The organism is Saccharopolyspora sp., from assembly GCF_017434145.1.
GTDB lineage: Bacteria > Actinomycetota > Actinomycetes > Mycobacteriales > Pseudonocardiaceae > Saccharopolyspora_C > Saccharopolyspora_C galaxeae.
This window is the reverse complement of record NZ_JAFRFW010000199.1, coordinates 1-11,316: the sequence shown is the minus strand read 5'-3', so window position 1 is coordinate 11,316 and position 11,316 is coordinate 1. Positions and strand designations below refer to the sequence as shown.

The window sequence follows — 11,316 nt, the reverse complement described above, 5'->3', positions numbered from 1 at the left end:
TCACCGGCCCCGGCGCCGATCCGCCGACCCAGCGGACCGTGCTCGGCGCCGTCGTCGCCGCGTGGCCGCACGTCTCGGCGCTGACCGACCTGGACCGCGGCGGCGCGGTCGTGTGGTCCTGGACCAGGCACGGCTGGGCGGGTGAGTTCGAGTGCCGCTGCGGCAACTGCGAAACGCCCGTCGCCGCCGACCTGGACCGCCGCAGCTGGCCGTCGGACGTGCAGCCGGACTCCCTGATCAGCGTGGAGAAGTCAGCGCTGTCCGGGCAGGTCACGCTCACCGACATCCTGTCCACGCCGGATGGCGTCGCCTTCCTCGGCCCCGGCAGGCACCAGCGCACCAGCGACCTGATGACGCCGGTGGCCGCGGCGAACGTGGCCCGGCGCTGGCCGCACACCGTGCAGGCGTTGCGCTCGATCAAGAACGGCCGCGGGCTGAGCTGGAACCCCGAAGGGCTCAACTGGCGGGAGTACGTCCTCGCCTGAGCCGTCCGCGAATCGGGTCAGGACGCCGGGCTCTGCTGGCCGCGCTGCAACATCAGCGAATACAGGACTTCCTGCAACCAGCGGCCGAACAACGGGGCGCCGAACTCGGCGGAGCGGTCCTCCGGCTGCAGCAGCACCTCGGACGGTTCCGGGCCGTTGTCCTGCACGACTCCGACGCCGTAGTAGTCCATTTCGGTCATCGGCCACGGGCGGTACGGGTGCCGGGGCGGCAGCACCACGCTGCACGGCGCCAGCGTCATCAGCGTTCCGCAGGCCCGCATCCCGTGCTTGGCCTTGCGCACCGGAACGAGGATTCCGACGATGTCGATCGCGGCGACCGGCAGGTGATCGTGCATGTTGGGTTGCGACCAGGAGCGGAACCAGGCCGGATCGTTCTCCGGGGTCCAGCCGTGCGCACACCGCCACCGGTGCACGTCCGGCCGGACGCGGGTCACGGCGGCGAATCTGGACCCGAGCGCTGCCACGTCGGAAACGACCTGCCCGTGCCAGCCGAGTGCTGCTGCGGCGTGCTCAAGTTCCTGCACTCGAAGATCGTAAACCTCGCGGGTGACCGTGCTTACTCGCCCGCCTCGCGGCGGACCCGCAGCGCCCAGGCCACGAGCGGGATCTGCAGCGGCAGCCTGCCGTAGGCGATCAGCCGCAGTGGCAACGGTTTCCGGCGGAAGTCGGCGGCCATCCGCAGGTTGGCCGGGAACACGCCGACGAACAACCCGGCGGTCACCAGCGCCCCGGCCCGCCGAGTGCGCGGGTGCGCCACGGCGGCCACGCAGCCCAGCTCGGCCGCCCCGGACACGTAGGTCCAGGTGCGGGCGGAACCCGGCAGCGATCGCGGGACGATCCCGTCGAACGGCTTCGGGCGCAGGAAGTGCAGCGCGCCCATCGTGGCGAGGGCTCCGGAGAGCACGCGGACCGAACGTTTCGCGGACATGCCCGGCAGCCTCGCACGGGCGGCCGCGGCGGACAATGCCCCGCAGCTTTCCAGGATCCGGCTCCCGTTCGCCCGGTCCGTCCGGGTTGTCGCGGGTGCCGCAACGGTCTCCGGCGTGGTTGCCGACCGGCGTTGGTTCGGCCGGGTGCGCCCGGGTTATGTTCTGCGGGTCCGACGCGACCACGGCGAACGAGCCGGAATCGGGGGAGTGGTGAGCGAACGCGCGACGGCCGCAGGCGGACCTGCGACGGCCGCAGGCCGGGTGGGCGCGCGGTGAGCGGGCGCGGCCGCATCTCGCCCGCCTCGCTGATCAACGCGCGGGCGCGCGAGGAGACCGGCGACCGGCTCACCGACCGCCCGGACCACACCCTCGTCGGCGTGATCCGGATGCCGGAAGCGCGGGTCAGCCCCGGGCGTTCCATCGTGCGCCGGATCATCGGCGCGATCCTGGCGCTGGCGGCCACCGTGCTGATCGTCTACTTGGGACGCGACGGGTACCGGGACTCCGCGGGCGGCGAGCTGAGCCTGCTCGACGTCGTCTACTACGCCACGGTTTCGCTGTCCACGACCGGCTACGGGGACATCACCCCGATCAGCCCGCTGGCGCGGCTGGTGAACGTGCTGGTCATCACGCCGCTGCGGGTGCTGTTCCTGATCGTGCTGGTCGGCACCACCCTCGAAGTGCTCACCGAACGCTCCCGGCAGGCGCTGAAGATCCAACGTTGGAGGTCCAAGGTGCGCGACCACGTGGTCGTCATCGGCTACGGGACGAAGGGCCGCTCCGCGGTCACGGCGCTGCTCGGCGACGGGGCCGACCCGGGGCGGATCGTGGTCGTGGACACCGACCACGCCGCGCTGGAGACGGCGTCCTCGCTGGGCCTGGTGACGGTGAACGGTTCGGGAACCCGCTCGGACGTGTTGCGCGTGGCGGGCTTGCCGCGGGCGCGCGCGGTCGTGATCGCGCCCGCGCGCGACGACACCGCGGTGCTGGTGACGCTCACCGCCCGCGAACTGGCGCCGAAGGCGCAGATCGTGGCCGCCGTGCGGGAAGCCGAGAACGTGCACCTGCTGCGGCAGTCCGGTGCGGACTCGGTGGTGGTCTCCAGCGAGACCGCGGGCAGGCTGCTGGGCATGGCGACCACCACGCCGTCGGTGGTGGAGATGTTCGAGGACCTGCTCACCCCGGACGTGGGGCTGGCGATCGCCGAACGCGAGGTGGAGCCGTCGGAGGTCGGCGGTTCGCCGCGGCACCTGTCGGACATCGTGCTCGGCGTGGTCCGCGGCGACGAGCTGTACCGGGTGGACGCTCCGGAAGCCGATGCGATCGAGGACGGCGACCGGTTGCTCTACGTCAAGAAGGTCACCCCGGCCGAACCGTGAACCCCGGCTGGACCGTGAACCCCGCCGAACCGTGAGCGGGCCGGTGCGCGAAGACGCCACCCGGCGTTCTGGGACGATCACACCGTGGGGCGACGAGGTGGTTCGGCATCGGTGGGGCTGATCCTGGTTGTGCTGGGACTGCTCGGCCTCGGCGTGGTGGCTTTCTCCTGGTGGCGGCTGTCGGAAAGCGGCCTGCCCGGCGGGCGCACCGCGCAGGCCAAGGTCGTCGAGTCGGTGCCGTGCGGCAGGGCCACGCAGGGCGATCTCGTCGAGGTCCGCGTGGACGGGGAAGTGCGGCGGCTGCGGCTGGACGGTTGCGGGCACAACCGCGGGCAGGAATTCCAGGTGCAGGTCCCGAAGCGCGGCGATCGCGCGTTCCGCGCGGGCGACGCGACGGGTGACGGCGGGCCGAGCACCCGGATCAGCTGGGTGCTGGGCACGCTGGCCGCGGTGGCGGGCGGCGGTTACGCGTTGCTGCTGCGCCGCCCGGAACCCGCCTGATCAGTCCACATCGGATGGTGCGGCGGCCCAGGTGTTGCACGCGGTCACCTCGTTGCCGCTGAATCCCCGGTCGATCCACTTGGTGTTCGTGGCGATGCGGCCGTGGTCGGGCTGCTCGTTGTACTCGTCGCCGCGCGCCCGGGAATCGGCCAGCGCGGGCAGCACGAGGTCGTTGCGCACGCCGCCGTTCTGCAGCGCGGCCAGCGTCATCCCTTCGAAGCAGGTCGCTTGCAGCTCGGAGCGCCGGGTCAGCTCGAGCCCGGCGGGACTGCTGCCGCCTGCGGCCTTTGATGCGTCGAGGTAGGCCGGGTTGATCCCGCTCATCGCCTGGATCGCGTGCCCGAATTCGTGCGCGAACTGCCCGAGGTAGGCGCCGCCTTCGACGCGGTTCTCCTTCTCCGCGTAGTAGCGCGAGGTCATGTAGATGGTGTTGTCGCTGGGGCAGTACATCGCCGTCTGGTCCCAGGTGCGGTGGCCGCACGGGGTGTTCAGGTCGGTTGCGGTGGTCACCACCGAAGGCGTTCGCGCGGGCAGGTTCGCCGCGCGCAGCGCGGGCGCCCACGCCTGCATCAGGCAGGGCGCCGCGGCTTGGTAGAACGCGTCCTGCGCTGCGGTGTCGGTGGCGAACGGCGGCAACGGGCAAGGCGCGTCGACGGCGCCGTTGCCCGCGATGTTGATCGGGTTCTCGGCCAGTGCGGAAACCGGGCGCGGAGCGCTCGCGTACGCGTGATCGGGTTGGCGCGGGCGCACGGGCCGCCTGGAGGTCGTTTCCTCGTCGGAAGGTTCGGTGCCGGAGGCCGGGGCGGGGAGATCGGTCGGATCGTGCGTGACCGGCCGGTCGCCGCCGGTGGTGCCGGTGTTGAGGGCGATGGCGCCCACACCGACCGTGCCGAAGCCGAGCAGGAAGATTCCCACGATGACCAGCCCGACGATCAGCCCCGTGTTGCCGGACCGCCGCTTGTCGCCTGCCGAGCGCGGGTCCGGCTGTTGCCGGCGGCCGGATGGCGCACCGGGTCGTTGCGGCGGTGGCTGCGTCATGGCTGGACTCCAAACGACTGGCCGCGCGGCGCGATCGCACCTCGTTGATCGCGGGTGGGAGCTTAGCGTCCACCCGATCGGGGATCGCACGAACTCGATCGATGCGAGACCGCCGGCCGGGCGGATCGGGCGTTGGGTCCCGTTCTGTCCGTTGTGAGCCGGCGGGATTGCGAGGGGTCGGCCGACGACTCGTCCCGCGTGCCCGGGCGGCTGGGCGAGGTGACCGCCCGCTCCGCGCCGGGCGGGCCGACACGCACCCGCGCCACTCGATCAGGGTTTGATCAGGCGGTGCGAGCGGATGCCGCCCAAGGGCGCGGCGGCCTATCGGCCTTGAACCGCCCGCGACTCGCTGACCAGCCGTTCCGTTGAACTTCCGGGGCACGGGCGGCAGCGGCCGGAGCGCACCGCGCGCAACGCCGCGGGCGGCCGAAGCACGAGCGGAGAGGCAACGGGGGCGTGACGCGCCGTGACCGCGCGGACGTAAGCTGCGGGACATGGTCGAACCCCAACTGCAGCGCCTCACCCTGCCCAACGGGCTGCGCGTGGTGCTCGCGCCGGACTCGGCGCAGGGCGCTTCCGGGCAGGCCCCCGTGGTCGGCGTCAGCGTGCACTACGACGTGGGCTTCCGCTCCGAACCGGAAGGCCGCACCGGCTTCGCGCACCTGTTCGAGCACCTGATGTTCCAGGGCAGCGAGAGCCTGGAGAAGCTCGCGCACTTCCGGCACGTGCAGGGCTCCGGCGGTGTGTTCAACGGTTCGACGCATCAGGACTACACCGACTACTTCCAGGTGCTGCCCGCGGCGGCGCTGGAGCGGGCGCTGTTCTTGGAAGCCGACCGGATGCGCGCGCCGAAGCTCACCGAGGAGAACCTGCGCAACCAGGTGGACGTGGTCAAGGAGGAGATCCGGCTCAACGTCCTCAACCGGCCCTACGGCGGCTTCCCGTGGATCCTGCTGCCGCCGGTGCTGTACTCCACGTTCGCCAACGCGCACAACGGTTACGGGGACTTCACCGACCTGGAGAAGGCCACCGTCGACGACTGCGCGGCGTTCTTCGACACCTTCTACGCGCCCGGCAACGCCGTGCTGACCATCTCGGGGGACTTCGACGCCGAGCACGCGATCGAGCTGGTGCACCGCCACTTCGGCGACGTCCCGGCCCGCGAGGTGCGCCCGCGCCCGTCGTTCGCCGAGCCGTTCCCCACCGAGGAGCTCGTCGGCGAACACGTCGACCCGCACGCGCCGCTGCCCGCGATCGCGTTCGGCCACCGGCTGCCGGACCCGGTCGGCGAGCTCGACCAGTACCTGGCCAACATCGTGCTCTCCGCGGTGCTCACCGACGGCGACGCCGCCCGGCTGCAGCAGCGCATGGTCTACCAGGAGCCGCTGGTGGTGGACGTGCACGCGGGCTGCGGGCTGATGGGCGCGCCGCTGGACGCCCGGGATCCGGACACCTTCACGCTCACCGCCATCCACACCCCGGATGTCGAGGAGGAGCGCGTGGTGGACGCCGTGGACCGCGAACTGGAGAACCTGGCCGAGCACGGTCCGACCGAGGACGAGCTCGCCCGGGTGACCGCCCGCTGGGCCGCCTCGCTGCACCGCGAGAACGACCGCGTCGTGTCGCGCACGCTCGACCTGGGCAGCGCCGAGCTGGTGCACGGCCGCGCCGAACTGGTCGCCGATCTGCCGCGGCGAATCGCCGAGGTCCGCGCCGACCAGGTCGCCGCCGCCGCGAAGGCGCTGCGCCCGGACACCCGCGCGCTGCTGCGGGTGCGGCCCGCCAACGACTCGAACTCCGCCGGAGGTGCGGCATGACGCAGGCAACCCACCGCAGCGCCGAAGAGATCGGCCGCACCGAGGCGGGGCCGCGCCCGCTGCCGCCGCTGGCCGAGCCGCGCCCGCTGCGTTCGCCGGAGGTCGTCGACACCGAGCTGGCGAACGGGCTGCGCGTGATCGCCGTCCGGCACGGCGCGGTGCCGCTGGTCGAAGCCAGGCTCCGCATCCCCTTCGCCGGGGACGACGCGATGCACCCGGCCCGCGCGGAAGTGCTGGCCGAGACGTTGCTGACCGGCACGGCCACCCGCGACCGGGTCAAGGTCGACACCGACCTGGCCCGGGTGGGCGGTGAGCTGCACGCGGTGGTCGACCCGGAGCGGCTGAGCCTCGCGGGCAGCGCCCTGTCCAGCGGGCTGGACACGCTGCTGGACGTGCTCGCCGACGCCCTGACTGGCGCGGCCTACACCGAGCAGGAGGTCGCCGGTGAACGCGACCGCCTGGTCGAGCGGATCGCCGTGGCCCGCTCGCAACCGCGCGTGATCGCGCGCGAGGAGCTGCAGCGGGTCCGCTACGGCGATCACCCGTTCGTCCGCGAAGTTCCGGAGGCCGAGGACGTCGCCCAGGTCACCGCGGAGGACGTGCGCGCGCTGCACGCCCAGGCCGTGCTGCCGCGCGGGTCGGTGCTGGTGCTGGCGGGCGACATCGACCCGGATTCGGTGATCGGTGAGGTCGCGCGGATCCTCGGCGGCTGGGATTCCGATGCGCGGGCCCGCGAGCTGCCGGACCTGCCCGAGCTGCGCGGCGGCGACGTGCGGCTGGTGCACCGCGAAGGCGCGGTGCAGTCGCAGCTGCGGCTGTCCGCGCAGGGCCTGCACCGGACCGACGAGCGCTACCCGGCGTTGCAGATCGCGAACCTGTGCTTCGGCGGCTACTTCTCGTCCCGGCTGGTGGAGAACATCCGGGAGGACAAGGGCTACACCTACGGCGCGCACTCCTCCTTCGAGTTCACCCGCGGTGCGGGCACGATCCTGGTCGACGCGGACACCGCCAGCGAGGTCACCGCGGCCGCGCTGCTGGAGACCCGCTACGAGCTGGGCAGGCTCGCGCTGGTCCCGCCGAGCACCTCGGAGGTCGAATCGGCCAGGCAGTACGCCATCGGCGGGCTGCTGACCTCCACCTCCTCGCAGTCCGGGATGGCATCGATGTTGTCCACGCTGGCCGCTTCCGGGCTGGACCACCGCTGGCTCACCGCGCACCCGGACCGGTTGCGCGCGGTCACCGCCGAACAGGTCGCCGAGGCGGCGCTGCACTACGCGCCGACCGCGTTCACCGGCGTGATCGTCGGCGACGCGAACAAGATCGGCGACCAGTTGCGCGCACTGGGCGGGGTGGTGCTGCCGTGACCGGCGCATGCGCGCAATCCCCCGCGCAGCACCACGATGGGGGCGGTTTCCAGCTGGACGCCGCGCCGCTGCTGTCCCGTTCCACTGTGGACCGCACCGAGCTGCTGCGGGAGGTCCCGCCCGCCGAGCTGTGGGCCTCCGGCAAGGTGCTGCTCGTCGACGGCAAGGGCCGCACCCAGGTCACGTCGGACGGCGGGCTGGTCTTCGAGGAGGCGGCCGCCTTCGGCGAGCAGCCGATCCCGCACGCGGTGCTGCTCGGCAGCCAGCAAGGCACCACCTACTGGGCGCTGCGCACCGAACGCGACGGAGCGCAGGAAGGCTGGAAGGACCTGCGGGTCGCGGGCGCGCTGCTCGACGACACCGATGCGGGCCTGCTCACCACCGCCGTCGGCCTGCTGAACTGGCACGACCACTCCCGCTACTGCGCGGTGTGCGGCGCGGCGACGAACCGGGTGAAGGCCGGATGGGCGCGGCGCTGCTCCGGCTGCGACCGGGAGGAGTACCCGCGCACCGACCCGGCGGTGATCTGCCTGGTGCACGACGGCGCCGATCAGGTGCTGCTGGCGCGCCAGCCGAGCTGGCCGCCGCAGCGGTTCTCGGTGATCGCCGGGTTCGTCGAGGTCGGCGAGTCGCTGGAAGCCTGCGTGCAGCGCGAAGTGGCCGAGGAGGTCGGGGTGCACGCCGACCGGGTGCGCTACCTGGCCAGCCAGCCGTGGCCGTTCCCGCGCTCGCTGATGCTCGGGTTCTCCGCCGTGGCCGACCCGGCGCAGCCGTTACGGCCCGCGGACGGCGAGATCGAGGAGGCCCGCTGGGTGTCCCGCTCGGACGTGCAGGCCGCCATGAACACCGAGGACGGCATCATCCCGGGCCTGCGGCTGCCACCCAGCGTCTCCATCGCGCATCGGATGCTGCGCGGCTGGGCCTTCTGGACGGACTGATCGGGCGCAGCTGTCCCGGAGCGGCCGCAGCACGGGGAAGGCGGCGAACTCCCAGCTCAGCAACGGTGCGCGAAACGCGCCGCGAGGGTTGCCGCCGGTCGGTCGCGCGGTTCTGCGAGGATGCCCGGCATGGCCGATCAACCGCGACTCCTGGAAGGTCTGGATCCGGAGCAGCGGGCAGCGGTCACCGCACCACGCGGCCCGGTCTGCGTGCTGGCGGGCGCGGGCACCGGCAAGACCCGCACGATCACGCACCGCATCGCGTACCTGGTGCAGCGCGGCCTGGTCGTGCCGCAGCAGGTGCTCGCCGTGACGTTCACCGCCCGCGCCGCAGGTGAGATGCGCACCCGGTTGCGCGGGCTCGGCGCCGCAGGAGTGCAGGCGCAGACGTTCCACGCGGCCGCGTTCCGGCAGTTGCGCTACTTCTGGCCGCGGGTGCACGACACCCAGGTTTGGCCGCTGGTGGACAACAAGTTCCGCCTGGTCGTGCAGGCCGCGAACCGGGTCGGCCTGTCCACCGAGAAGGAGTCGGTGCGCGACCTGGCAAGTGAGATCGAATGGTCCAAGGCGGGCCTGGTCGGACCGGACGGCTACGCCACCGCGGCCGCGCGGGCCGGGCGGGACGTGCCGGTCGCGCCGCACCAGTTGGCCAAGGTCTTCGCGGCCTACGAGCAGCTCAAGAACGAAGCCCGGATGCTGGACTTCGACGACCTGCTGCTGCACACCGCGGCGATCCTGGAGGAGCACCCGGACGTCGCCGAGGAGTTCCGCTCCCGGTACCGCTCGTTCGTCGTGGACGAGTACCAGGACGTGAACCCGTTGCAGCAGCGCGTGCTGGACGGGTGGCTGGGTCCGCGCGACGACCTGACCGTGGTCGGTGACGCGAACCAGACGATCTACTCCTTCGCCGGAGCGTCCCCGAAGTGGCTGGTGGGCTTCCCGAAGCGGTTCCCGGAAGCGACCGTGGTCCGCCTGGAACGCGACTACCGCTCCACTCCGCAGGTGGTCTCGCTGGCGAACAGCGTGATCGGCGCGGCCCGCGAACGCCCCGCCGGAACGCGGCTCAGGCTCGTCGGCCAGCGCGCGGACGGCCCGGAACCGGAGTTCGCCGAGTACGACCACGAGCCCGCGGAAGCCGAAGCGCTCGCCCGCAGGGTCGCCGAGCTGGCGGGCCGCGGCGTGGCGCTGTCCGAGATCGCCATCCTGTTCCGCGTCAACGCGCAGTCCGAGGTCTACGAGAAGGCGCTGTCCGACGCCGAGATCCCGTACCAGGTCCGCGGCGGTGAGCGGTTCTTCGCCCGCAACGAGGTGCGCCAGGCGATGGTCGCGCTGCGCACCGCCGAGAACCGGTCCGACGCTGGTGCGGACCTGCCCGCCGCGGTGCGCTCGGTGCTCGGCGAGGTCGGGTTGACCGAGGAGCCCCCGCCGGGCGGTTCGGCCCGCGAGCGCTGGGAATCGTTGATCTCGCTGGTCGAATTGGCCGAGGAGCTGGCTTCGTCGGTTCCCGACGCGGGCCTGCCGCGCTACGTCGCCGAGCTGGAGGCCCGCGCGGAGTCGCAGCACCCGCCGACCGTCGAAGGCGTCACGCTCGCCTCGCTGCACGCAGCGAAGGGCTTGGAGTGGGATGCGGTGTTCCTGGCCGGGCTGGTCGAGGGCACGCTGCCGATCCAGCACGCCGAGGACGACGCCGCGATCGAGGAGGAGCGGCGGCTGTTCTACGTCGGCGTCACCCGCGCCCGCGAGCACCTGCACCTGTCCTGGGCGCTGGCCCGCGCCGCGGACGGCCGCCGCTACCGGCGCCCGAGCCGGTTCCAGGACGGCCAGGTCCCGGACGGGCATCCGGCGGCGCTGCCCGCGAAGACCCGTTCGGCGGCGGCCGCCGCGCCGCGCAACCGGTCCCAGCCGCGCTGCCGCAGCTGCACGGCGGTGCTGGTGAGCACGATGGACATCAAGCTCGGCCGCTGCGCGGACTGCCCGTCCGATGTGGACGAGACCTTGCTGGAGCGGCTGCGCGCCTGGCGCGGCGAACGCGCCCGGCAGCTGAGCGTGCCCGCCTACGTCGTGTTCACCGACGCGACGCTGACCGCGATCGCCGAGCAGCGGCCGCCGGACGAGGCCGCGCTGGTGGCGATCTCCGGCATCGGAGCGACCAAGGTCCGCAAGTTCGGCGCCGACGTGCTCGCCCTGGTGCAGGGCGAGCACACCCGCAGCTGATCCGCCCGAGCCCGCTCCGGTTGCGCTGAACAGCATTTTTTCCGCGATCGGCGGAACTTCGAAAAATCGGTTGCGGGCCGCTTCGCGGGCCCCATACTCTGCATATCGCGCAGCCGAGGTGTCCGGAACCCGGCGTCGACCCGGAAGGAGGTGGCAGTGATGAAGAGCTTGCAGACGCTCGGTACCCCTGGCCACCCCATGTCCGGGGGTACCGCGCTGTTCCAGGAATTTCCGGCCTGGCTCGGCTATGACCGCGTTCGCACCCTGCCGCGTCTGATCGACGTGGCACTGCCGGTTGCCGACCGTTCCGTGCCGGTTCGCATGGAGTCGTTCCTCGATCCACTGATCTAGGACCGCCCTCCTGGGCTTTTTCGACGGCCGCGGACCCGCACCAGCGGGGTCCGCGGCCTTTTTGTGCGCACCCACCTCGAAGCAAATGCCGATGTTCTGGGGAATTCCCCACCGTCCGCGCGGGCAGCCGCACTGCCCGGGCAGGTAGGAGGAAAGATGTTCAGCACGAGCGTCCCGATATGCAGCGGGACGGACGGCGAAGGCGGTGGCGCCGTCGGCGCGCTGCTCGACGCCAGCGGGCAGGCCGAGCAGGTGCCCTGCCGCCGCGACCCCGACCTG

At 72.3% G+C, this 11,316-nt stretch carries 11 protein-coding genes; 8 read left to right on the top strand and 3 right to left on the bottom strand.

Annotated elements, in window-relative coordinates; genetic code table 11:
- The coding region (locus tag IJH84_RS05540; RefSeq protein WP_295141070.1) for a hypothetical protein at window positions 1-485 on the top strand (485 nt) is incomplete at its 5' end.
- Between the two features lie 17 nt (window positions 486-502).
- On the opposite strand, the gene IJH84_RS05535 is transcribed toward IJH84_RS05540, so the two are convergent.
- Window positions 503-1,030, bottom strand: a complete 528-nt coding sequence (locus tag IJH84_RS05535; protein WP_200072627.1) for a hypothetical protein — start codon at window positions 1,028-1,030, stop codon at window positions 503-505.
- Window positions 1,031-1,062: 32 nt separating this feature from the next.
- Complete coding sequence (locus IJH84_RS05530) at window positions 1,063-1,434, bottom strand: hypothetical protein (RefSeq protein WP_295141065.1); 372 nt, start codon at window positions 1,432-1,434, stop codon at window positions 1,063-1,065.
- 387 nt (window positions 1,435-1,821) lie between these two features.
- Here IJH84_RS05530 and IJH84_RS05525 point away from each other — a divergent pair, with 387 nt between their 5' ends.
- Both IJH84_RS05525 and IJH84_RS05520 read left to right on the top strand, forming a co-directional pair.
- Window positions 1,822-2,814 carry a TrkA family potassium uptake protein gene (locus IJH84_RS05525; RefSeq protein WP_233628219.1) on the top strand — a complete coding sequence of 331 codons (993 nt, stop codon included), beginning with the start codon at window positions 1,822-1,824 and terminating at the stop codon, window positions 2,812-2,814.
- 111 nt (window positions 2,815-2,925) lie between these two features.
- Complete coding sequence (locus IJH84_RS05520; protein ID WP_295141062.1) at window positions 2,926-3,315, top strand: hypothetical protein; 390 nt, start codon at window positions 2,926-2,928, stop codon at window positions 3,313-3,315.
- On the opposite strand, the gene IJH84_RS05515 is transcribed toward IJH84_RS05520, so the two are convergent.
- The gene (locus IJH84_RS05515) at window positions 3,316-4,353 is read right to left on the bottom strand and encodes a neutral zinc metallopeptidase (RefSeq protein WP_295141059.1); all 1,038 of its coding nucleotides are present in this window, start codon (window positions 4,351-4,353) and stop codon (window positions 3,316-3,318) included.
- Window positions 4,354-4,847: 494 nt separating this feature from the next.
- Here IJH84_RS05515 and IJH84_RS05510 point away from each other — a divergent pair, with 494 nt between their 5' ends.
- The 5 genes from IJH84_RS05510 (at window position 4,848) to IJH84_RS05490 (ending at window position 11,037) form a co-directional block, all read left to right on the top strand.
- Window positions 4,848-6,170 (top strand): pitrilysin family protein, encoded by a 1,323-nt coding sequence (locus IJH84_RS05510; protein ID WP_295141057.1) that lies wholly within the window; start codon window positions 4,848-4,850, stop codon window positions 6,168-6,170.
- The gene (locus tag IJH84_RS05505; protein ID WP_200072632.1) at window positions 6,167-7,534 is read left to right on the top strand and encodes a pitrilysin family protein; all 1,368 of its coding nucleotides are present in this window, start codon (window positions 6,167-6,169) and stop codon (window positions 7,532-7,534) included. Before IJH84_RS05510 ends, IJH84_RS05505 begins: the two co-directional genes overlap by 4 nt.
- The gene (nudC, locus tag IJH84_RS05500; RefSeq protein ID WP_295141054.1) at window positions 7,531-8,472 is read left to right on the top strand and encodes an NAD(+) diphosphatase; all 942 of its coding nucleotides are present in this window, start codon (window positions 7,531-7,533) and stop codon (window positions 8,470-8,472) included. Before IJH84_RS05505 ends, nudC begins: the two co-directional genes overlap by 4 nt.
- A 129-nt stretch (window positions 8,473-8,601) precedes the next feature.
- Window positions 8,602-10,686: an ATP-dependent DNA helicase UvrD2 gene (locus tag IJH84_RS05495; RefSeq protein ID WP_295141051.1), complete on the top strand. Its 2,085-nt coding sequence runs from the start codon at window positions 8,602-8,604 to the stop codon at window positions 10,684-10,686.
- A gap of 156 nt (window positions 10,687-10,842) precedes the next feature.
- Window positions 10,843-11,037, top strand: a complete 195-nt coding sequence (locus tag IJH84_RS05490; protein ID WP_295141049.1) for a hypothetical protein — start codon at window positions 10,843-10,845, stop codon at window positions 11,035-11,037.
- Window positions 11,038-11,316 lie beyond the last annotated feature (279 nt).

Excerpts from the sequence above, each read along its gene's own strand:
- IJH84_RS05530 (WP_295141065.1), bottom strand. The coding sequence starts at position 1,434 with ATGTCCGCGAAACGTTCGGTCCGCGTGCTCTCCGGAGCCCTCGCCACG.
- IJH84_RS05525 (WP_233628219.1), top strand. The coding sequence starts at position 1,822 with ATGCCGGAAGCGCGGGTCAGCCCCGGGCGTTCCATCGTGCGCCGGATC.
- IJH84_RS05515 (WP_295141059.1), bottom strand. The coding sequence starts at position 4,353 with ATGACGCAGCCACCGCCGCAACGACCCGGTGCGCCATCCGGCCGCCGG.
- IJH84_RS05510 (WP_295141057.1), top strand. The coding sequence starts at position 4,848 with ATGGTCGAACCCCAACTGCAGCGCCTCACCCTGCCCAACGGGCTGCGC.
- IJH84_RS05505 (WP_200072632.1), top strand. The coding sequence starts at position 6,167 with ATGACGCAGGCAACCCACCGCAGCGCCGAAGAGATCGGCCGCACCGAG.
- IJH84_RS05495 (WP_295141051.1), top strand. The coding sequence starts at position 8,602 with ATGGCCGATCAACCGCGACTCCTGGAAGGTCTGGATCCGGAGCAGCGG.